Origin of the sequence: Mesorhizobium sp. M2A.F.Ca.ET.046.03.2.1, from assembly GCF_003952425.1 — a bacterium.
Taxonomy (GTDB): domain Bacteria; phylum Pseudomonadota; class Alphaproteobacteria; order Rhizobiales; family Rhizobiaceae; genus Mesorhizobium.
The window spans coordinates 3,603,327-3,626,209 of the sequence record NZ_CP034449.1; the positions used below are offsets into that span (position 1 = coordinate 3,603,327).

Annotated in this window: 15 protein-coding genes and 3 pseudogenes; 14 read left to right on the forward strand and 4 right to left on the reverse strand. The window is 59.4% G+C overall.

Features of this window, described 5'->3' with window-relative positions; genetic code table 11:
- Window positions 1-258 precede the first annotated feature (258 nt).
- Both fabG and EJ072_RS37545 read right to left on the reverse strand, forming a co-directional pair.
- The gene (gene fabG / locus EJ072_RS17245; RefSeq protein ID WP_126080649.1) at window positions 259-1,044 is read right to left on the reverse strand and encodes a 3-oxoacyl-ACP reductase FabG; all 786 of its coding nucleotides are present in this window, start codon (window positions 1,042-1,044) and stop codon (window positions 259-261) included.
- Window positions 1,044-1,439, reverse strand: a complete 396-nt coding sequence (locus EJ072_RS37545; protein ID WP_348627502.1) for a thiamine pyrophosphate-dependent enzyme — start codon at window positions 1,437-1,439, stop codon at window positions 1,044-1,046. The genes fabG and EJ072_RS37545 overlap by 1 nt, the downstream gene beginning before the upstream one ends.
- On the opposite strand from EJ072_RS37545, the gene EJ072_RS37550 reads away from it, so the two are divergent.
- Window positions 1,360-1,710, forward strand: coding sequence for a hypothetical protein (locus EJ072_RS37550; protein WP_348526696.1), 351 nt, complete (start codon window positions 1,360-1,362; stop codon window positions 1,708-1,710). The two genes, EJ072_RS37545 and EJ072_RS37550, sit on opposite strands and share 80 nt — an antisense overlap.
- 117 nt (window positions 1,711-1,827) lie before the next feature.
- Here EJ072_RS37550 and EJ072_RS17255 read toward each other — a convergent pair whose 3' ends face one another.
- The gene (locus EJ072_RS17255; protein ID WP_245466456.1) at window positions 1,828-3,186 is read right to left on the reverse strand and encodes an aspartate aminotransferase family protein; all 1,359 of its coding nucleotides are present in this window, start codon (window positions 3,184-3,186) and stop codon (window positions 1,828-1,830) included.
- A gap of 228 nt (window positions 3,187-3,414) precedes the next feature.
- Window positions 3,415-4,644 carry an acetyl-CoA carboxylase biotin carboxylase subunit family protein gene (locus EJ072_RS17260; RefSeq protein WP_126083664.1) on the reverse strand — a complete coding sequence of 410 codons (1,230 nt, stop codon included), beginning with the start codon at window positions 4,642-4,644 and terminating at the stop codon, window positions 3,415-3,417.
- Between the two features lie 201 nt (window positions 4,645-4,845).
- On the opposite strand from EJ072_RS17260, the pseudogene EJ072_RS36855 reads away from it, so the two are divergent.
- The 13 genes and pseudogenes from EJ072_RS36855 to EJ072_RS17325 form a co-directional block, all read left to right on the forward strand.
- Window positions 4,846-5,123: pseudogene (locus tag EJ072_RS36855) on the forward strand (hypothetical protein); the annotation flags it as partial.
- A gap of 692 nt (window positions 5,124-5,815) precedes the next feature.
- The gene (locus EJ072_RS17270; protein ID WP_126080650.1) at window positions 5,816-7,054 is read left to right on the forward strand and encodes an acetyl-CoA carboxylase biotin carboxylase subunit family protein; all 1,239 of its coding nucleotides are present in this window, start codon (window positions 5,816-5,818) and stop codon (window positions 7,052-7,054) included.
- A 493-nt stretch (window positions 7,055-7,547) separates the two neighbouring features.
- Window positions 7,548-8,717 carry a Xaa-Pro peptidase family protein gene (locus EJ072_RS17275; RefSeq protein ID WP_126080651.1) on the forward strand — a complete coding sequence of 390 codons (1,170 nt, stop codon included), beginning with the start codon at window positions 7,548-7,550 and terminating at the stop codon, window positions 8,715-8,717.
- 513 nt (window positions 8,718-9,230) lie between these two features.
- Window positions 9,231-9,600 (forward strand): annotated as a pseudogene (locus EJ072_RS36860) (transposase); the annotation flags it as partial.
- Window positions 9,601-10,797: 1,197 nt separating this feature from the next.
- Entirely contained in the window at window positions 10,798-11,961 is a 1,164-nt protein-coding gene (locus EJ072_RS17285) for a M20 aminoacylase family protein (RefSeq protein ID WP_126080652.1), read from the forward strand.
- Window positions 11,962-12,151: 190 nt separating this feature from the next.
- On the forward strand, window positions 12,152-13,267 hold the full coding sequence (locus EJ072_RS17290) for an ABC transporter substrate-binding protein (RefSeq protein WP_126080653.1): 1,116 nt from the start codon (window positions 12,152-12,154) through the stop codon (window positions 13,265-13,267).
- A gap of 85 nt (window positions 13,268-13,352) precedes the next feature.
- On the forward strand, window positions 13,353-14,450 hold the full coding sequence (locus EJ072_RS17295) for an ABC transporter ATP-binding protein (RefSeq protein ID WP_126080654.1): 1,098 nt from the start codon (window positions 13,353-13,355) through the stop codon (window positions 14,448-14,450).
- Between the two features lie 17 nt (window positions 14,451-14,467).
- Window positions 14,468-16,240 (forward strand): ABC transporter permease subunit, encoded by a 1,773-nt coding sequence (locus EJ072_RS17300; protein WP_126080655.1) that lies wholly within the window; start codon window positions 14,468-14,470, stop codon window positions 16,238-16,240.
- Window positions 16,241-16,362: 122 nt separating this feature from the next.
- Window positions 16,363-18,069 (forward strand): acetolactate synthase catalytic subunit, encoded by a 1,707-nt coding sequence (locus EJ072_RS17305; protein WP_126080656.1) that lies wholly within the window; start codon window positions 16,363-16,365, stop codon window positions 18,067-18,069.
- Between the two features lie 15 nt (window positions 18,070-18,084).
- A complete protein-coding gene (locus EJ072_RS17310; protein WP_126080657.1) occupies window positions 18,085-19,101 on the forward strand; it encodes a cyclase family protein in 1,017 nt (338 codons plus the stop codon).
- Between the two features lie 12 nt (window positions 19,102-19,113).
- Window positions 19,114-19,899 carry an SDR family NAD(P)-dependent oxidoreductase gene (locus EJ072_RS17315; protein ID WP_126080658.1) on the forward strand — a complete coding sequence of 262 codons (786 nt, stop codon included), beginning with the start codon at window positions 19,114-19,116 and terminating at the stop codon, window positions 19,897-19,899.
- A gap of 64 nt (window positions 19,900-19,963) precedes the next feature.
- Window positions 19,964-21,405, forward strand: a pseudogene (locus tag EJ072_RS17320) (NAD-dependent succinate-semialdehyde dehydrogenase); the annotation flags it as partial.
- A 565-nt stretch (window positions 21,406-21,970) separates the two neighbouring features.
- Window positions 21,971-22,870, forward strand: a complete 900-nt coding sequence (locus tag EJ072_RS17325; RefSeq protein WP_245466449.1) for a hypothetical protein — start codon at window positions 21,971-21,973, stop codon at window positions 22,868-22,870.
- The last annotated feature ends 13 nt before the right edge of the window (window positions 22,871-22,883 follow it).

The following is a 22,883-nucleotide window of genomic DNA, read 5'->3' on the forward strand; positions in this document are numbered from 1 at the left end:
CCCGCCAATGAGGCGTCCTTGGAACGACGCGGCCGAGATCCTGTCATGGTGGCCTTCGGATGTGAGAAGTCGCCGCCGTGCGCGTGATGCCAGGGCTCGCTTGGCTTGACCACGGCCCTGTCCGAAGGCAGCCTGTTCCAGGCGTTCGCCATGGCCCCTAGTGCAGCAGGTCCGTAAGTTCGCGCATGCGCAGAATGTGCGGGAGTGGCCGGCGCCGCGTCCTTCGTCACTGAATGGTTTGTGCCGCCGGCCGACAGATTAAGAGGGGGCGAACTCACCGCCGTTGACATCGATGATGGCGCCGTTAATGAAGTCGGAATCCGAGCGAACAAGAAACTTAATGACGCGGCTGATGTCTTCGGGCCTGCCGAGCCGGCCGATCGGGATCCGCGCGAGTGCAGCGCGGTTTCCGGGCCTCTCGGGCGGTCCCGTCATATTGCTTAAGACACGGCCAGGGCAGATCGTGTTCACCGTGATACCAAGCCCGGCGTATTCGCTCATGATCGACCGGGCGAGCCCTGCAAGCGCGCTCTTCGAGGCAACGTAGCTCGCTCCGGCGATCTTCGGCTGCGTACGCGCCGCGAGTGAACTGATCAGGACGATACGGCCTTGCCGGGCTTCCGCCATACCGGGCAACACCTCGCGGCAACAGAGGAAGGCGCCCGTGAGGTTCACCCGGATAACATCATCCCATTTGGCAAGCGGCATATGGCCGAGAGCGACACGCTGATCGTTTGGACCTTTCGGCGAGTAGCCAGCATTGCAGACAAGCGCGGATACCGTTCCCCACCGCTCGCGGACATTGGCGAAGAACCGGCAGACGCCGCGTTCGTCACGGAGGTCGACCGTGTCGGCGTGGATATTCCAAGCTGGAAAACGGGCGCGTAGATCGACAGCGGCAGCCTCCACCCGCTCTCTCGTCTGGCTGAAGAAAGCGACGCGCCAGCCAGCGTCGATTAGATGCGCGACGGTCGCAAACCCGATCCCGGTTGCCCCGCCGGTGACGACCGCAACGCCCATTGATTTGGTGTTTTCTGTCGTCATCAAACGGAACCCACGTCGCGCACGACGTTCTGGTCAACCGCGCCGCCGAAAAGGGAAAGAGCAGGATGGGCGTTGGGGGCGGCGACGACCTTGACTAGCCACGGCCTTTCAGAGGCGAGCGCCTCGAGAGCAGGCCCTATGTCGTCCGGTACCCTGACGACGGTCGCGCCGCAACCGCACGCCCGGGCGATTGCTGCGTGGTCGACTGGAGCGAAATGGCAGGCGCTCGTACAGGGTCCTAACGGCATTGCTTCGGCATGCCTTTGGAAGCCGAGCACGCCATTCTTTAGCACGATTACGACGACGGACACGCAGTTGCGTACCATCGGCGCGGCGGCGCCACAGGTCGATGTGTTGGAGGATTTGACAAAGAGCGTTGATCGTGACCGCAGCATGGACCACGAGGCACAGCGCCTCGTAGGTGCAACCGACCTCGGTTGGATCGACGCCGATATGGATGTTGCACGCGCCAGGCGTGATCTGGCGCCAACTGTCTGTTCCATTCTGGTTGGTGCGCGTTCCGACAGGCTCGCCTTGAAAGCCTCCGGAAGTGATGGCACGAGGATGGCCGCGGGCGGCCCGTTTTGGGTGGTAACCACTGCAATCCTGCTTAAGACGCGTTCAAAGTCGTCTGCCATGGCGCCCCCCATCTTCTCCTGCCGGTAGGCGAGCTGGCGGGATGCCAATCGTACCGCAGGCGAGGAGGACGGCAGACGGCAGGCTCTGGCCAAACAAGGGCTTCAACGCACGCGCGATCGCCTGTGCGACGGTTTCTTCCATGATCTAACCCGTGATAGTGTCGAGGAGCGCCGCGCGCTGAATTAGGAAGCGGTCGAAAGCATTTGCGACGAAGGCGATCTCATCCTCCCCCATCGGTGTTGAGAGGCAAGCGGCGGCCGCTTTGGGCAGAATGATGCCTTCCGTGGCGAAGAAGCGAGTTAATTCCGTCATCACGGCCACCTCCTGTAGGGTAAGGAAACTTTCTCGGAACTCTCGCGGCGGCTTGCGCCGCGGGTGAAGGCGAAAGAGGGAAGTGGCTCCAGTGACGCTGAAAGGGGCGCCGTGCCGCGCGATGATGCGTTCGAGCCCGTTTCGCAGTTTGTCCCCCAGCCGCTCGAGGTAATCGAAGGCAGCGCGGTCGAGGGCTTCCATCGCGGCGAGTCCTGCTGCCATCGAGAGCGGATTGGCTGAAAAGGTGCCGCCCTGCGGCAGAGCAGGACCGCCTGATGCGGCCTCGAAGACTGCCATCACCTCGCTGCGGCCTCCGATCGCGCCGATGGGGAGCCCGCCGCCAATGATCTTGCCGAGCGCGAAGAGATCGGGGGCGAGCCCATAGAGCGCAGAGGCGCCTTCGTAACCCTGTCGGAGGTTGAGAACCTCGTCGCTGATAACAAGGATACCGTGACGACGGGCCGTCTCTTGGATGGCGGATACGAAATCCGGCGTGGGCGAAATGAGCCCACTGCGGCTCGGCATGGGATCAACGAGGACGGCTGCGAGACGCCCTGCATGTTCCGTGATCAGCCGGCGCGCGCCCTCGGCGTTGTTGAAGCGCAAAATCACAACGTCATCGAGCACAGCTGGCGGCATGCCGCGATAAGAAAGAGTGGGGGCGGGATGTTCGGGATCGCCCCACGTTTGAGGCGTTGCAGCCTGGCTGACCTCGACCCAGTCGTAGGCGCCGTGATAGGCTCCCTCGATCTTGGCAATGGCGGGACGTCCCGTGAACGCCCGCGCCGCCTTAATCGCAAACATGACCGCCTCGGTACCGGTATTGACGAAGCGGATGCGGTCAAGATGCGGAATTCGGGCGCAGAGAAGCTCAGCAAGATCGATTTCAATCTCGGTCGGGTTGGCGAAGCAGCATCCGCTTCTGAGCTGCTGCGTCACGGCCTCGATCACGGGCGGGAAGGCGTGGCCATGGATGAGGGTCGTGAAGTTGCCGTTGAGGTCTAGGAGACGACGGCCATCAACGTCGACAAGAAACGCACTCTCTCCGTGATGCATGTAGCGGGGAATGGGATCGCGCTCGATAGTGATCCGCGTGGTGCCGTCCGGGAAAACCCTGCGCGCCCGGCCGAAAGTCTCGGCAGAACGGGGTCCGACGAGCGGAGGGGGGGGCAGGGCTGGTTGCTCTAACACCGCGGCTATCCTCTTGCTGTGGCCTGGGAATTACTCGCGCGACATAGCCGCCGCAAAAAATCAGAAGACAATTGTCCACCGCAGATAAGTTCAATTGCCTAGAGGTTCCCAGAAACAAAATTAGGTATCATTCACTTTGCGACGACCGCACTTGATTTTGCACTACAAGTTTCCTCTTCAATAGCTTCCCCTGGTGCGGCGACTTGAGGGGCTGATGATTGTCTTTGTTCACGGAAATGGAGAGATCGACCAACTGATTAAGTTCACCGCACGCTGAATTATCGCCTCGGTCCGGACACGGTCGGGTGAAGCGGCTATGACATGTCCCATGCGATCTCGATAGTCGCCTTTCCTCACGATAGGGGTATTGGGCTCGACACAAAATTGCACCTCTGCGACACCCGGTACAGCAGCAGCCTGACTGCCGCCATGGATCCAATCGACGATGCCATCACGGTCAGGAATTAGGACCCGGACGGCCACAATGTGTGAATGCCTTCTGCGCAAATCCCATTCGTGGCCGACGGCAAGCTTGATGTGTTCGGTGATAAGATCGACTCCATAAGCCAGCCGAACCAATTGAGAACCCGTCCCGCCCAAAAGTCGCGGATTCACTTCAATGACGACAGGGCCAAGCTTCGTCCACCGGAGTTCAACATTCGTGGGACCCCAGCCAAGGCCGAGAATTCGCAAGCAGCTCAGCGAAACGTCGGCGATTCGCTCGTGCTCGTCATCTGTCAGCGAGGCTGGCTGGGTGCCGCTATGAAAGACGAAATGCGGTGGGGGGCCGTAGTCAGCGGCGGCAATCGCAACGACCTCATTTCCCATTATCTGAGCGATATAATGCGGACCATTCGCGTATTCTTCAACAAGTATCCTCGGCGAAGATCGCCAAATGTGCTTCCCACCCAATAGGTAGGTGGTATGTTCGGCTAACTCATCGACGGTGCTGCATAATCGCACACCGATGCTGCCGCTGCCTATGGCTGGCTTCAGAATCACCGGCAGGCCGATCTCGGCGGCAGAGATTTCAACCTCCGCTGCATTCGCTGCTAAGCGATAAGCAGGTATTGGAATGCCGGCCTCCGCGAGGAGCTGACGTTGAGTAAATTTGTCGCAGCATTGTTCAATCGATGCGGGGTTCGGTCCCGGTAGATCGAAATGCAGGCAGAGCTTGCCAACTGTCGCGTAGATCGACTCGTCGTCGCCCGCAAAGCCAGTAATGCCAGCAATGTCATACGTCGCACGTAGCCGCGAACATTCGTGAATCAGCGCATCGAGATTGTCTGTATCGACACGGATTGTCTCGACACTTTCCGCCGCAAGGTAGTCATACCGAGCAGGATCAGCCGACAGGGTAATTGGATGGAAACCAAGACTCTGGGCCGCTTGGACGTATCGCAGACCAATTACCCTATGACCTTCAACTAGGATAAGCGCTCTCGTTGCTCTTGGCATCCATTTCTCCATTGCGAGCTGCGGCGGTCCGGGCGTAAACAGGGTATTAGCCTCTTTCAGCGCGCCTGACCTCAGATTTAAGATGAACCTATAACCTTCAGGGACTTGCGCTCGCAAAGATTCTATAAATTTATTTGAAGCATTTGTTGCATGTATTCGCGGAGCGTCTAGATACCTGAGTAATTCGTCCACACCGCCTAATCCGGTGAAGTCGATTTCGGCGGCCACATATCCCGACGCGGCGACCGCCATTTGCGTGAGCTTGTTTACGAAGAGGCGTCGGTTAGGGCACGGGTCTACAGCTCCGGGAGAGGATCGGCTTGAAAAGAGCTGCCGTTGGTGTGGCGCGCGAACGCGGTGATATACATACGACGCTTGAAACCGGCGAGCTCTTAAATGCGATGCACGATCGCCTGAGGCGTCCCTGCGGGGACGAGAGCCTAGCTATTCCGCTGATCGGGGTTGCACCGCTGGCTTAGCAAGGTGCGTCGTTCCCATTGAACGCTCGTCCCGTAAAGTCCCATCATGCGGCGAACCAATATTGACCACGAAGAACCGTGTGGCTAGTCAAAAGCTCACGAGGGGAATATCCGCTGCAAACGGCCGCCGTCTCCTCGATCGCGCTCCTCGATCGCGCCAAGATCGGCTGCACAACGCAGCGCACAGCGGATGGGCCGGCCAGAGGATAGCGGTATGCTGGGAGGTGTCCCCACCGAGGCTACCGAGAAAGCTGAAGGCTCTTGGAAGCGGGAGCTGCGCCAGGCCAATGAGATCCTGCGCAAGGCGATGCTTGGTTTGCGGTGGCGGAGTTCGATCGTCTTTAGAGACGATACTCGCCTTCCGCGGAGAAGAGGTTGGTCGAGCCGATCCGTCGATCTGAGGTGCTGCCGAACGCCGTGTCACATGGGATTCACTTGTCGCTGAGCTACCTGCAAGTTCCTTTTTTTGGCCTTATCCAAGTTCCTGCCGACTCCGTGCTTGTCTTCGCGGGTTCACCGTGGTTCCCGGTTACCAGCACGTTGCAACAAATGCTTCAAATAAATTTATAGAATCTTTGCGAGCGCAAGTCCCTGAAGGTTATAGGTTCATCTTAAATCTGAGGTCAGGCGCGCTGAAAGAGGCTAATACCCTGTTTACGCCCGGACCGCCGCAGCTCGCAATGGAGAAATGGATGCCAAGAGCAACGAGAGCGCTTATCCTAGTTGAAGGTCATAGGGGAATTGGTCTGCGATACGTCCAAGCGGCCCAGAGTCTTGGTTACCATCCAATTACCCTGTCGGCTGATCCTGCTCGGTATGACTACCTTGCGGCGGAAAGTGTCGAGACAATCCGTGTCGATACAGACAATCTCGATGCGCTGATTCACGAATGTTCGCGGCTACGTGCGACGTATGACATTGCTGGCATTACTGGCTTTGCGGGCGACGACGAGTCGATCTACGCGACAGTTGGCAAGCTCTGCCTGCATTTCGATCTACCGGGACCGAACCCCGCATCGATTGAACAATGCTGCGACAAATTTACTCAACGTCAGCTCCTCGCGGAGGCCGGCATTCCAATACCTGCTTATCGCTTAGCAGCGAATGCAGCGGAGGTTGAAATCTCTGCCGCCGAGATCGGCCTGCCGGTGATTCTGAAGCCAGTCATAGGCAGCGGCAGCATCGGTGTGCGATTATGCAGCACCGTCGATGAGTTAGCCGAACATACCACCTACCTATTGGGTGGGAAGCATATTTGGCGATCTTCACCGAGGATACTTGTTGAAGAATACGCGAATGGTCCAGACTACGGCGCTTACGCAATGGGAAATGAAATCGTTGGGATAGAGGCTGCTGTATATGGCGGCCAGCCGCATTTCGTCTGTAGTGAAGGAACCTTCCCAGCCCCGCTCATTGATGACGAGTACAAACTTATGGCCGATGTTTCGCTGAGTTGCTTGCGATCTCTCGGCCTTGGCTGGGGGCCAACCAGTATCCAATTCCGATGGACGACACGTGGTCCAGTCGTTATTGAAGTCAACCCGCGGCTTGGTGGTGGTCCTCAACCGGTTCATCTGGCTTACGGAGTCGACCTCGTCACCGAACACATCAAGCTTGTCATCGGTCGCGAATGTAACCTGCGCAAAAGCCATTCACATATCGCGGCCTGGCGCTCATTGTTTCCTGATCGCGATGGCATCCTCGATTGGATCCATGGCGGCAGTCAGGCTGCTGCTGTACCGGGTGTCGCCGAAGTCAAATTTTATGTTGAGCCCAAGACGCCGATCATCAGGAAGGGCGATTACCGAGACTCCATGGGGTACATTATCGCCGTTTCATCCAACCGTTCTCGGACAAAGTCGATACTCCAGCAAGCCATCGACCTAATCGACTGGTCGATCACACCATTTCCGACTGAACAGGAACAATAATCGGTTCCTCGTCTCTCCGCACCAGCGCAGATGTCCCAGCCAAAGAGTGATCGTTGCCGAACATTGGTGCGATTGAGAGCACGAAAGAGATGCGGAGCCATAGCTATACTTTGCGATCCGTGGCGAATCGCGATCGGTTGATTTTTGCTGATTCACAGAAGCCTCGTGCTTTGCTTTCCGCGACACGATCGTGAGTGGCGACTGATTACCTGCGCTCCAAAGGGGCTTTGCGCGAGCTAGGCTTCGCTTGATCAGGCGGCCGCCACCTGCTGAACAAGTCTCTCGGAGACATCTTGCAGCCAGATGACGTCGATATGGAAACTGCATTTGACCATGGCCGCTGGGCGTTCAATCGTCTGACTTCTCTAGCCGCGAGTTGAACAACAAGCACAGGACGATCAAGCCTCAGCGACCGGATTGTGCTGGCCAGTCTTAGCGGAGGCTGTGTCATTGTTGCGCGAATGCAAACCTCAAAAATCAATGGAGTAGACTCATGACGATCCCAAAGGGTGTACAGGCATTTCCACGCACTGAATACCTGCGCCGGCTGTCCGCCGTGAAGGCTGAAATGGAGGGACGCGACGTGGACGTACTGCTCGTTTTGGACGCTTCCAATATCACTTATCTTTCAGGCTATACCACGCCGTCCGGATATGTTCCTCAGGCGCTTGTGATTGACGGGGTGGCTGAGGAGCCGACATTCATCCTTCGTCGTTGCGATGCGCCGGCGGCCATGTACGAATGTTTCATGGAACAGGATAAGATCATCGGCTACCCGGAAGCGCTCATTGGCAATCTAGCCAACGACGGATACGATGCCGTCATCGACTTCCTGAATGAAGCTGGTCTCGCGAAACGGGGGCTGGGTATCGAGATGTCGAGCCTGCCTGCAGCGACATCGGAAAAGTTCAAGTCACGGCTGCCTGAGGCTCGCGTTGTAGACTGCACCAAGCTTGTCAGCTGGCTCCGCCTAGTCAAATCCGATCTCGAAATAGAAGTCATGCGGGAAGCCGCCGCCATTTCCGACGCCGCGATGAAGCGCGCCAGCGAAGTCATACGTGCCGGTGTAGCGGAAGCCGACGCGGCGGCAGAGATCGCGGCGGCGTTAATCCGGGGAGCGAATGGAAAGCCGGGAACGGCGCTGAAGGCCTTCTATCTCTGCGCCTCGCCTCGGATAGGTACCTGTCACATTCCGTGGACGGGGGACGTGTTCCGCGACGGGTCCCAGATCAATCTCGAACTCGGCGGCACTCGCCATGGATATTCCGCGGGCCTCATGCGTACTTTCTCGATCGGCGCCCCGTCCGAACGCCTGCGCCGCATTCATGAGGCCCAGGTCGAAGGCCTTGAGGCGGCACTCGCCGCAGTCCGGCCGGGATCAACGTGCAGCGAAGTGGCCAACGCGTTCTACAAGACGCTCCGCAAACACGGTTTCGAAAAGGAAACGCGCTGCGGCTACGCGCACGGCATTGGCTGGCTCGAACCGACTGCAAGCCTCCGGGATGGCGACACGACTGAGCTGAAGCCGAACATGACCTTTCATTTGATGCTGGGCAACTGGATTGAGGACGACTTCGGTTACGTGATCAGCGAGACATTCCGGGTCGCCGGCACCGGCGCTGAGGTAATCACAAACACGCCGCGGAAGATCTTCGAAATCTGAACGGGCAATCGTGTCCGGTCGCCTATCTATTCGATCGTGTTGATGTCAGGCGCTTCTAAGTTGTCCGAATCGCCGGCGTTTTGATGTCCTCCGGAGGGTCTTGCTTCTCTCCGGATTGGCTCTTGGGATTAGAAGAATGGCGGAAAGATCTGTTCGGCGTCTGATTCAATGATGCGATCAGCACGTGGACCGTAGCGAACTCCCTCCGAAGGACTTCTGTCCGCCAGTTGGCGGATTTGAGGTGACACTAGTTGCGATGGCTTCTGGAGCGATTGCGGTCAAGCTTGTTAGTGCTTCATGTCCTATTCGATTGTTCGATCGGTTGGCGACCATCTCCTCGTCCTGACTTGGCTTCGGCTGTGCCGCGGGGGACTGGCCGGTCGTGTTGGCCGGCAGGTCATCGCGTGCGCGACGTGGCTTTGATGGAGCTACGAGCCCGATGGCTGCGATCGCGGCTGGTCTCGCGGCGCACCGCGACGATTTCCAGATCCGTGCCTTCCTCATCGAACAGGCGCATGGCTTGGCCTCGTGCCACGGCAATACAGTACCGGAGGGAAGCCGACTGTCCGCCGCATCTCAAAACCAGGAAGCCGCTTATCTGCGAATTCTGTTAATCCAGGCGGCCAGCTTCGGCGCATGGCTGCAGAATGCCGCGCCGCGGCTTCATCGCAGCAAGCTCGCCACGGCACTGGCTATCGCTGAAGCGCCAAAGTCCCGACAGCGATCGAAGGCTTCGCTGTGCCGATCGCCGCGACCAGGAGATCATCGGCGCGACGCCGGCACGCTCATCAGGCGACGGCAGTTCGCCTCGTTCTGGCTGATCTCCTCGATCTCCTGGCTGACCGTTTCGATGAGCTCGTCGAGCCACAGCCAGTCCTCGTAGAGTCCAACGATCGGATCGCTCATGCGCGGCGATATCTCGTCGGCACGGTTCTCCAGGATTGCGAACTGCGAGTTGCGAAGTGCTCTCGCGCCGGGCAGCACGGCAATACCGTGCTGCGCAATGGCTGGACATTCGGCAGCACCGAAACGAGGTGACGGCCATCTAAACCGCCACCCCCCAGTGCGCGAGAAGCATGGAGCGAATATGAACGCACCCGGAATCTGTTTGACCCAAATGGTTGCCTGGCAACCTATCCGCTAATGAGATTAACGGTGCGTGCGAATTCCCCATCAAGGCCATGACACGCGAGCCGACCAAAAGGGCCGGATACATATGAGCGACTTCCGCTATCCTCCACGCCTCACTTGCGATCAGCAGCCGGTCCATACAATTGGGTCAGGTGGCCGCAAGCATGGTGTCTTGCCGTTTCCAGCGAAGTTCGGTGGCGTCCAGCCACGTGCGAGGCATGATCACCGCCAGTCTTCTGGCAAGCGCGACAATGGCTTTTTGCGTCCCTCGCCGATTGGCGACGTTCTTCGCCCCGGCCTTAAACCACGACCAATTTGCCAACGCGTCAGCGGGACTGGGCGGCCTCGAAGGCAACGACCTCTTCATGCCTAGGCCCGCAGGGGGACATGCATTCAACGCGCTCCCTTTCTCCCTGCTGAAATTACCCGGTCATGGCCGACTTCATTATCTCCGGAGGGACAACCCCGGTCGCCTACGAAACAAGATCGATCACGACCAAACAATTGCCCTAGCCACCTGACGGCGATCATCGATGCTGTGATTTGCGACAATGACGCTGCTTCCCGGACCCTTTTTCGATCGCAGCCTGATTATGCTCGATGTCGGAGGGAAATCCTAGCTTCCGCCGCCCCGTGACTAGTGCCATCGCCGAGGCCGCGGTCCACGCTGTCATGGATGATCTGGTCAGAGAGGGCCTCACGATCTTAATTCGGTGGGCCGGGCCGACGCGCGAGGACGCAGACATCCAAGGGTCAGTTCCGTAACCGACTTGCCCCACGGCGACCTAGCATGTGCTGGCCGGGACCGACCTCTGTGCTGAAAAGCGAGCCTCGGGTCCATCTCGTTACTAGATGTCGATGATACACAAAAGGCATTTGACGAAATCGTGCTGCGGAATGATGCTCGCTTAAATAAGGCACTAGGACAGAAAAAGCTGGGAACTAATAGATGTACAGCGTCGACACTTTCCGACATCTCCAGGAAGAAGCCACGCAATGGCGCCGCTACCTGCACCAGAATCCGGAACTGGGATACGAGGTGCACAATACGGCGAAGTTCGTTGCTGAGAAGCTGGCCTCCTTCGGTATCAATCACATCGAGACGGGCATCGCCGAGACCGGCGTGGTTGCCCTGATCCAGGGTGAGGGCGGGGAGGGGCCGACGATCGGACTGCGCGCCGATATGGATGCCCTGCCGATCCTGGAAGCGTCGAACAAGGCCTGGTCCTCGCGGATACCCGGCAAGATGCACGCGTGCGGCCATGACGGCCACACCGCGATGCTATTGGCGGCTGCAAAACACCTCGCCGCGACGCGCAACTTCAAAGGCTCAGCGGCTTTGATCTTCCAGCCCGCCGAGGAAGATGGACGAGGTGCTTTGAAGATGGTCCAGGAAGGAATCATGGAGCGCTTCAACATCTCCCAGGTCTACGGCCTGCACAACTCACCCGGCACTGACATTGGCCAGTTCGCCATCCGGGAGGGCGGTATGATGGCGGCGCTTGACGAGTTTGACATCATCGTCAAGGGGAGGGGCGGGCATGCAGCTTCGCCCCACAGGACTGTCGACCCTGTGGTCACCGCCGCACAAATCATCGTTGCCCTCCAGACCGTGGTGTCCCGCAACACCGACCCCACTGACGCCCTCGTCGTTTCTGTCACGAAGTTCACGGCGAGCCAAGCCTACAACGTCATCGCGGACCAGGTCGAAATGGGTGGGACTGTCAGGAGTCTGACCTCCGCCGTGCGCGATCTGGCGCAGCGGCAGATCAGGTTATGCGCCGAGGGCGTGGCCCACGGGATGGGCGCGGAAATTGAGTTCAGGCATCGGCGGCTCGAACCCCTTACATTCAATCACACGGCCGGAACACATTTCGCGATCACCGCAGCCCGCGGCCTCGTGGGCCATGACGCCGTAAACGACAACGTCAAGCCTTCGATGGGATCCGAAGACTTTGCCTACATGCTGGAAGCGCGGCCGGGCGCGATCATCCTCTTGGGGAACGGCTCGACGCCGGGCTTGCACAATCCCGCTTACGATTTCGACGACGAGGCGATCCCGTATGGCGTGGGCTATTGGGTAACCCTCGTCGAGAAGATTCTGGCGGCCTGACTTGTCGGGTTACGGCTCGTGAACCGGGCTGAACGGCGAGAGATGCTTCAGTTGACCGTGAAACGCGCAGGACAGGACCGCGTCGGCACCGCCACGTAGATCACTTCGCGAAGTCTCGATTGCGGCCGTCCGCTGGGTCGGCGAAAATTGCATATTCAATTATGCTCAACATTAAAAAAGGGGAATGGCCATGAGCTTCTCTATTATCATTAACCGCAGGCGTTTCCTGCAGGCAGCATCAACCGCCTTGGCTGCCGGCGCACTTCCTTCCATTGCCAGTAACAAGGCATCGGCGCAGACTCCTGGCGAACTGCGCGTCCTTGTCTACGGTGGCGATACCGGAAAGGCGATGATTGAGGCCTATGTAAAACCATTTGAAGCCGAAACAGGCATTAAGATGACCCCGATTACCGATCAGGGCGACCGGGCATCGATCGAGATGATGGTTGCGCAGAATAACGTCACCGTCGATGTTGTCACCGCTAACCAGGGATCTTCGTTCGAGTTGTCCCAAAAGGGTCTTTTTGAGCCGATCGATTATTCTATTTACAGGAATGAAGACCTAGACGGGCTCGCCGACTTCGCAAAGCAGCCGTTTGGCGTAGCTAACGTAGTTTATGCGTTCGTCATGGTCTACAATACCGAAAAATTCCCAGCGGGTAAGCTGCGGCCGACCACATGGGCGGAATTCTGGGACGTGAACAGTTTCCCGGGTGTCCGCAGTCTTGTCAGCGGCCAATATGGTTCAGAAGGCCCTTGGGAGGAAGCCCTTCTCGCCGATGGCGTAAATCCAAAGGATATATATCCTATGGACCTAGATCGTGTTTTCAAAAGTTTGGACAGAATAAAGCCCGATATTCGCAAATGGTGGGGAACAGGGTCCGAAATCCAGCAGATGATGCATGACAAGGCAGTAGATCTTGTAAATGCCTATGATGGTAGGGCCGGCACGTTGATCAAGCAGGGAGCACCGCTTGAAATTAATCGTAACCAGGCGAAAATAACTTGGGACTACTGGCAGATTGTGAAGGGGTCTCCTAACGCGCACGCTGCGCAACAGTTTGTCGCATTTACCGCGCGCGCCGACCGTCAGGCAGCATTTTCACAACTCATGCCGTTCGGCCCGAGCAACCTCAACGCGTTCAAGGTTCTACCGGAAGATATTGGGCGCTCGCTGGCCAGCCACCCCGACTACCTGAGGTCAAGTGTGCTAATCGACTCGAAATGGTACGCCGAGAAGGGATCGGACGGGCTCACGAACACCGAAAAGCTGGTCCAGCGCTGGAACGAGTGGATCCTGCTTTAAGCCCCTGTCGGCCTTTTGCGACGGCATTTACCGATGACGTGCCGCACCGAACCAGCACGTCATCGTTCGGCTTGGAGTGACGAACATGAATGCACCAGTCAGAACGCTGCATCCGCTAGCTAAGGATAGACCATTGGAGAAACTCGCTCTTTCCGAGCAAATCGAATTTCGGAACGTCACCAAATTATACGGTCAGGTCATTGCGGTCAGGAGCCTGTCGTTGACCGTTGGGCGCGGCGAGTTCCTCACGATCCTTGGTCCGAGCGGTTCTGGCAAGACGACGACACTCATGCTGCTGGCGGGGTTCGAGGCGCCTACCGAAGGTGATATCCGCATCGCTGGGAAGTCCGTCGCCTCGGTACCTTCCTATCGGCGCGATCAGGGCGTCGTCTTCCAAAGCTATGCGCTCTTCCCGCACCTCACCGTTCGCCGCAACCTTGAATTTCCGCTCGAGATGCGCGGCATCAGGTCGGCTGAGCGGGCCGCGAGAGCCGAACGCATCCTGTCACGTGTCCATTTGGACGGCTTGGGTGACCGCATGCCATCACAGCTCAGCGGTGGGCAGCAGCAGCGCGTGGCGCTCGCCCGGGCCCTCATAGCCGACCCTCCAATCTTGTTGCTAGACGAGCCGTTGGGAGCACTAGACCGTAACTTGCGTGAGCAAATGCAGGGTGAGATCAAGGGGCTTCACAAAGAGTTCGGAATCACTACGGTGTGTGTCACACACGACCAGGAGGAGGCGCTCACGCTTTCCGATCGGATCGTGGTGATGAACGCTGGACGAATTGAGCAAACTGACACGCCTGAGGCGCTATATGACCGTCCTGTCTCCCGGTTTGTCGCGAATTTCCTTGGGGACGCCAACATCCTCGATGATCCGTCATTCGCTGTTGAGTCGGATACGCCGCAACCGGACGGCACCGTCGCGATGATCCGGCCGGAACGTATACGGATCTCCGCCCCTGGCGCCACGAAGAGTGCCGACGCCGATCAGCGCCAGCATGTCGCCGGCACCGTGACCGATATGATCTATGCCGGCCCGCTGCGAAGATACCATGTGGCTGTCGGCGATAACGACGTGGTCATACGCGAACACGTCGCCGCGGGGCGTCAGATCTTCCAGATCGGGGACACCATTCAGCTCGACTGGTTGAGATCGGACATCCGCTTCGTCACGACGTGATCTCAGGGGACTCGCAGATGTTGACTTTACAAAAGCTTACGCGGGCCTCTGTTGTGCTGACCTTTCCGGCGCTCTGCCTCCTGCTACTCGTCTTTGCCATACCGATCGTCCAGCTCTTCTTAAACAGCATCAACGCCCCCGCGCTCTCCCTCGTCAATTACGTGACGTTCTTCGTGCATCCTGCGAACGTTCGCGTCCTCATCCAGACCATCGAGGTAAGCATCGTAGCCACGGTCATCTGCGCTATCATCGGCTACCCGACGGCCTACCTGATCACGGCTGCTTCGAAGCAGGTCCGGTCTGTCTTGGTCATCCTCGTCCTGATCCCGTATCTCACGAGTTCGCTGGCCCGAACCTACGCCTGGGTCATGATCCTAGGTGACCGCGGCCTTATCAATAACCTGCTGCTCGATCTGCGCGTCATCACCAGTCCTCTGCCTCTGATTTACAACCGTATGGCCATGTATATCGGCATGGTCCACATCATGTTGCCGATCATGATCCTGCCGCTAGTGAGCGTGATGCTCGGCATCGATAAGTCGCAAGTGGCAGCCGCGCGCAGCATGGGCGCGCGTCCGTTCTCGGCCTTCTGGCGCGTGTTCTTACCGCTCAGTCTGCCCGGCTTACGCAGTGGTGCGTTGCTCGTCTTCATCCTGAGCCTCGGATTCTACATCACGCCCGCAGCCCTTGGTGGCCTGCGCGATGCCATGCTCTCGACTTTCATCGCGGCTGAGGTGCAAAGCTCATTCAATCTCGGCCGGATAGGGGCAGCGTCATTTATTCTCCTCGCGATCGCGATGACGGTGCTCGCCGTCCTCAGACTCAATCCGGCCGGCCCCAAAGGCAATGCTGCGTCGGATCGGCGAAACCGTTTTCCCGCAGCGGGGGCCTTGGTGCGACATCTCACTGAGCTCGGCACGCTTCGGCGGGCGCGTCGCTGGAACATGCATCTTTACCGCGCTGGCGACGCCACCCATGTGTGGAGGTTCATAGGGATCACGGTAGTCATATTCACCCTACTCTTTCTCCTCTTCCCGGGCGTGGTGGTGATCATCGTGTCTTTTAGCGCCGGAACGCAGTTGGAATTCCCTCCATCCGGCTTTTCCGTGCAATGGTATCGTTCGTTTTTTGCCGATCCGTCGTGGAACGGGGCCGCGCTGAGCAGTTTCGAAATTGCAATCTCGGTAACCATAATCTCGACCATACTCGGCACGCTGGCCGCCTATGGACTCAGTCGCAGCGCGCCAATGCTGCGCAACGTGCTCACGTTGGTCCTCCTAGCACCGATCACCTTTCCGGTGATCGTGGTCGGCATCGCAGCCTACCTTGGTCTGGTATCCTTCGGCCTAGTCGGATCGAAGACAGGCATCGTCTTGGCGCACAGCATTGGCGCTATGAGCTATGTCGTAGTTGTCGTCGCGGCAACGCTGGCCAACTTTGACATTAGTCTTGAGCAAGCCGCTAAGAGCATGCGGGCCGGGCCGTTCCGGACATTCATGAGGGTGACTCTGCCTTTGATCCGGCCAGGCATCCTCGGCGGGGCGGTTTTTGCGTTCCTCCATTCGTTCGACGAAGTGGTCATATCCTTGCTCGTCAGCGGTCTATCCATACGCACGCTTCCCTTAAAGATGTGGGAAAACATCCGGCATGAAATCGACCCCACCGTCGCCGCGGTGGCGTCGCTGCTGATGCTTCTGCCCGTGCTCTGGCTCGTCGCCATGTACTTCATCTGGTGGCGGTCAAGATCCAGAATGCAAGCTGCCTCAGCCCGCATGCTCGCCGCGGTCTGAATCCGCACTACTCGTTAGGGCTCCCGGGCAGTGCCAGCGTGTCAACCGCACGGCATGTTACGCGCCTTGGGGCCGCGGTCACTCTGCGCCTGACCATTCAGAACTCTATAGGAAGAAACACGATGACAGAAATCGAACCTACCGTTGCCGTAACAATCGCTCGTGCGTTGTCGCGCCACGGCGTGAAGTTCATATTCGGTCAGAGCCTTCCTTCCGCCGTGATCCTCGCTGCGGAGGAAATCGGAATCCGTCAAATCGCCTACCGCCAGGAGAATATGGGTGGTGCGATGGCCGATGGTTTCGCGAGGGCCTCGGGACAGGTCGCGGTGGTCACCGCCCAGAACGGTCCAGCAGCGGCACTGCTCGTTGCACCGCTGGCCGAGGCCCTGAAGGCCAGCATCCCCGTGGTGGCTCTCATTCAGGAGGTAGAGCGACTGCAGGTGGATAAGAATGCCTTTCAGGAACTCGATCACCTGGCGCTTTTCGCATCCTGCGCCAAGTGGACGCGCCGTATTGGCACCGCGGATCGGGTTGACGACTACGTGGACGCCGCGTTCGTGGCTGCGGCGAGTGGCCGGCCGGGGCCTGCCGTCCTTTTACTGCCGGCTGACCTGCTCCGCGAGACAGCCCAGCCCAGCGCCCACAAGCGCGAGGCATGCCTCAGCGCCTGGCCCCTCGACCGGACCCGGCCGTCGGATGCCAGCATTGCCGAAGCGGCTTTCCTAATCGCGAAAGCCCATTGCCCGGTGGTCATGGCGGGTGGGGGCGCCCTTTCCACCGGCGCGCCATCGGCTCTGGCGAACCTTCAGGAATTTGCCTCGCTCCCTGTATTCACGACGAACATGGGGAAGGGTGCCGTCAATGAATTCCACCCCCTTTCATTCGGCGTGCTCGGATCCCTCGTAGGGCCAACATCGCTTGGCCGCTTCACGCGGAGCTTGGTCGAGGATGCCGACCTGATCCTGCAAGTTGGAACACGAAACAACCAGAACGGCACCGACAGCTGGCGCCTCATTCGTCCGGGTACAAGGATCATCCAGATCGACCTTGACCCGCAGGAGATCGGGCGCAACTACGAGGCAGTCCGCCTCGTCGGGGATGCAGCAGAAACCCTCAAAGCACTCACGCAGGCCCTCAAGACCCAAGATCTCAAGGCAAGGTCACAGGCGCGCCCCGGTCTGGCCGAGCGGATTGCCGATGCCTGGCGCCAGTTCGAGACGGTCAGGGCACCCCTTCTAAAGCAGGCAACCGCAGGGATCAGGCCAGAACGCGTGATGGCGGAACTGCAGAATCTGCTCCAGCCAGAGATGATCATCACTGCTGATGCAAGCTACTCATCGATGTGGGTCGTCGGTCATCTGCGAGCGCCACGGGAAGGGACGCGCTTCCTCACACCCCGTGGGCTCGCCGGGCTCGGATGGGGCCTTCCGCTCGCCATTGGAGCAAAAGTCGCGCGGCCTTCGGCACCTGTTGTGGCGCTTGTCGGGGACGGCGGCTTTGCCCATTCCTGGGCCGAATTGGAGACGATGGTCCGCATGGGAATTCCGGTGACGGTCGTCGTCCTGAACAACGGCATCCTCGGCTTCCAGAAGGACGCAGAAACCGTGAAGTTTGGGGCCTATACCACAGCCTGCCATTTTGCAGCGGTTGATCACGCGGCGATTGCGCGCGCCTGTGGCTGCGAAGGGATAAGAGTCGAGGACGCTGCGGCTCTGCCGGAGGTCCTCAAGCGAGCCCTCGTCGCCGAGCGGCCGACACTCATCGAGGTGATGACGGATCCCGATGCGCATCCTCCGATTTCGCTGTTTGCCGGGACCCTGGATCACTGAGCGGAATGGCGTTACGTGGGCAACCGATGGAACAATAAGCCGGAAGGCGCAAACCGGGGCCTGTTCGGCGCCGACGACGAAGTCGGGCGCCTCAACCTGATCACGGATGACATCCGACTGAAAGCGGCCGCCGAGATCAGGACCGGCCGGGCTTTCTGCCTCAGCTTGCCACTGGATCTCCCCGGCGGGACTGCGCTCAATCCGAACCGCAAGCCGCCGCGTCGTCATGTGGCGATACGCAAGCAGGGACTGCCGGCGGTGAACTATCCCCTATATCTGGAGAACACTCATTACATTGACGCGTCCTGCGATGACAGCGTGACACTATTCACACAATATTCGACGCAGTGGGACGCCCTTAGCCACATCGGGCAGCATTTCAACACCGACGATGACGGCACCGCTGAGATCGTCTATTATAATGGCTTCAGGGGCGGCACGGATGTTCTTGGACCCGATGCCGAAGGCGGAGCTCGCGCGCGCCGATTAGGCATCGACAAGTTCGCCGAGACCTGCGTCCAAGGTTGGGGCGTGCTGCTTGACCTAGGCAGGATCTATGGACGGGACCGAACCCTGGTCGGCTACGATGCCCTAGTGCGTGCTATGCAGACTCAGTCCGTTAAAGTCGAGGCGGGCGACATACTGTGCGTTCACACCGGATTCGCCAAACTTGTTGTCGACATGGACGGCAGCCCGGATCCGCGTGTTCTGCACAATGCCTGCGCCGTACTAGAGGGGCGGGACGACAGGCTGCTCCGGTGGATCGACGACTGCGGTATCGCCGCGCTGGTTGCCGACAACTTCGCGGTGGAGGCGTATCCGAATCGCGTACCGGACGGCTGCGACCACTGCGCCGGCCTGCCGCTGCACCAGCATTGTCTATTCAAGCTTGGCCTTGACGAGCTCTGGTATCTATCGGACTTGGCTGCGTGGCTAAGAGATCATAACCTTAGCCGGTTTTTCCTTACCGCTCCGCCTCTGCGCCTGCCCGGCTCGTTCGGCTTGCCGCTGACACCCGTCGCCACAGTGTAGGAGAAGTAGGTCGTGGACCAGGTTTCGCACGCGACCGCATTCGCCGGCAAGGTGGCTCTGGTGACAGGCGCCGCGCGGGGCATCGGACTTTCGATCGCCACCCGGTTTCTCAACGCCGGCGCCAATGTTGTGCTGGCGGACCTCTCCGAGAGTGACCTGAACGCCAGCATTTCGACCCTGTCTTCGGACTGTACTGGGCGGGCCTTGGCGGTGCGCGTTGATGTGTCCACAGACGCTGATGTCACGCGAATGGTCCAGGCTACATCGGCTCGATTCGGGCGGGTCGACATCCTGGTCAACAACGCGGGAATCTCTCCGAAACACGGCGGACGGAAGGCAACGGTTGAGGAGATGCTCGCCGTGGAGTGGCGTCAGGTTCTCGAAGTAAATCTGACAGGCGCCTTCCTCTGCTGCCGGGCTTGTCTTCCCCACATGCGGGCGGCGAAATGGGGCCGGATCATCAACATCGCATCGGTGGCCGGCCGAACGAAAACCGAGATTGCAGGAGCACACTATGCCGCGTCAAAGGCCGGCATGATGGCCCTTGCCCGCACCCTTGCGGTTGAAGTCGGCTCAGCGAACATCACGGTGAATTCCATTGCGCCGGGTCGCATCGAAACTCCGATGGCTGCCGCGGCTGGTGCCGAACTTAACCAGGCCTACGTCGCCAGCATTCCTGTCGGCCGACTGGGCACCGGTGACGACATCGCCGCTGCGGTCGCCTACCTGGCATCTGAAGACGCTGCCTTCCTCACGGGTGTCACGCTCGACGTTAACGGCGGCTCATTCATGATCTGATCCGCCTGGCGGCTGAATACTTACAAGACTTGAAAGTGGAGCTCTGGGTATGGGTGTACTTACCATGATGCCGGAGGGACTGGCCGTTCCTTCTCTTCTGATCGAACGCGCCTATGTCGCCGGCGAATGGATTTCGGGCGGACGTCGCTTTGACATGACCAATCCCCTCGACCGGCGCGGTCGTTTCGTCGGTCCCCGATGTCGGAAGGGATACGGTGGAGCAGGCCATCGACCCCGCGCACCGCGCGTAACGGGAATGGACCCGACGCACAGGCAAGGAGAGAGCTGGGGTCCTGCGCGCCCTCCATGACCTCATGGTCGCGAATGCCAACGATCTCGCGGCCGTCCTCACCGCCGAGATGGGCAAACCGTTCGCCGAAGCGCGCAGCGAGATCCTGTACGGCGCGTCCTACGTCGAGTGGTTCGCCGAGGAAGCAAGCGTCCTACGGCGACGTCATTCCCGGACATCAGGACGACAAGCGCATTATGGTAATACGCCAGCCGGTCGGCGTGGTCGGTGCGATCACCCCGTGGAACTCCCCGGATGAGATGCTAGCGAGGAAGGTGGCGCCAGCGCTTGCTGCGGCTGCGCCATCGTCTCCAAGCCCGCCGCCCAGACACCGCTCTCGGCGCTGGCACTGGCGCTGCTCGCCGAGCGCGCGGGACTGCCGGGCGGACTGTTCTCGGTGATCACTTCGAAGGACGCGGTCATGGTGGGCAAGGCGTTCTGCGAGAACACCAAGGTTCGCAAGATCACGTTCACAGGCTCTATGCAGGTTGGCCGCACGCTGATGCGGCAGGCTTCCGGCCGGATCAAGAACCTTGGCCTCGAACTCGGCGGCAACGCCCCTTTCATCGTCTTCAACGACGCGGACCTGGATGCTGCCGTCGAAGGCGCGATCCTGTCGAAACTCCGCAATGCCGGGCAGACCTGTGTGTGCGCCAACCGCCTCTACGTGCAGTCCGGGATCAATGATGCCGCCGCGGCGGCGTTGACGAAGCGCGTCAGGAGCCTCAAGGTCGGCGACGGCTTCGAGAAAGGCGTGGCGATCGGACCGCTCATCGAGGAGAAGGCCGCCGCCAAGTGAAGGAGCACATTGCCGACGCATGTGCAATGGGTGCTCAAGTCGTCGCCGGCGGCGAACCGCACGAAAGAGGTGGGCTGTTCTTCACGCCGACGATCCTGACCGATGTAACGCAGGAGATGAAGGTCGCGCGCGAAGAGACATTTGGGCCGGTCGCGCCTCTCTTCCGATTTGATACGGAAGAAGAGGTCATCAAGCGCGCAAACGCTACCGAGTTCGGTCTCGCGTCCTACATCTACACCCGCGATGCATCCCGGATCTTCCGTGTCTCCGAGGCGCTGGAATAGGGCATGGTCGTCATCAACACGGGGCTCATCTCCACCGAGGTTGCGCCGTTCGGTGGCATCAAGCAGTCCGGCATCGGCCGCGAAGGTTCGAGTACGGCCTCGAGGACTACACCGAGTTGAAGTATCTATGCCTGTCCCTCCAGGATCCCGGGCAGAGAGTTATCTCCTGCACTAAGCCGGGTAGGGACCGCGTTGCTGCAGGTCATGAGCGGTCTGGATGATCCCAAGCTGTCGACCTCGAGCGCGGGACGCTTGTTGCCGGTCCGGCCGGATTGCGTCTCCTCGAAGATCTACTCGCAGCCGGCGCGCATCAGAGCATCAGAGCATTGCAGGTCCAAGTTCTGGCCGTCGAAACGTGCGCGTAGCCGATCTGCATGTCCGGATTGAATCACAGAATTACAGAATCGATTCCGTAAGAGCTCACGTCCGGACATACAGACGTTATTTCGGCCGGATGCCGCCAACGCGCATGACGCTCCGCAGATGCCGGGAAACGGTCGCTATGCAGATATGCGGCTGGTTTGCTGCGGGGAGACAGCCGCGACGTCGCCGGGAAAGCCATCTGGCCTCACGATGGTGCCGCCTGCATTCGATATTTGACCGGCCGGCACAAGTGCGATCACATGGGCACGTGACCACCCGCAAGGGCGGCGCTGCCTCCGATGATGATGATATAGAATACTGCTCGAGGTTCCCCGCGTGACATCACATAGACCTCCTGCCTCCTTAGGCTTTCTCGAGCTTGAGCGCGGGCTCGCGCCGGGCGAGAAACCTCCGCAAACGTATCCCGGTTCCCTGCTCAATCCAGATACTTACGACTTTCCGATCATCATCGAGACAGTGGAGGGTGCTTGGGCGGATCGCGTCATCCGAGGCGATCCGTCGCTTGAACCGGCCTACGTCACGTCAGCGCAACGCTTGGTCGAACGGGGCGCCGTTGCCGTGATCGCCAACTGTGGGTTCGCCATCCGACATCAGGCAGCGGTGGCCGCGTCGGTGAACGTACCCGTGGCGCTGTCAAGTCTCCTGCTTATACCGACCCTGCTACGTCAGCTTCCACCCGGCGCCAAGCTCGCGGTACTGACTGCCGATTCCACGCATTGCAGCGAAGGCCTATTCGGGATCGACGACCCGGCCGAGCGTGCGCGGATAGTGGTCGGCGGTATCGAAGGTGGAAAGCTCCTGGATAACGAAATGCAGCGCCCGCCGCGGCGCACGCTAGTGTCTGAAATCGAGGACGATGTCACGGCGTGCGTCACGCGACTGAGAAGGAGATATCCGCACATCGCGGCTTTTCTGTGTGAATGTACCGCATTCCCTCTGGTGTCCCCGATCATACGCCGGTTGACTGGGCTGCCTGTTTTCGACACGGTGATGCTGAGCCGAATGTTATTCACCAGCGCGGCGTGGACCGAATCATTCGAAACCAATCAGCGGACCCTCGCAGAAATAGTGAAGGACCGGGATGAAGGCGCTTATCTGGATAGGCGAGTGAAAGTCTTCACGGCGTCGCGATGGGCACCAGCGGCCGGGTCGCCAGCTCCCTCAAGCGACGCCTGTCAGTCGACGTCGACCATGAGCGATGGCAAGACATCGTAGTTATAGCGTCACC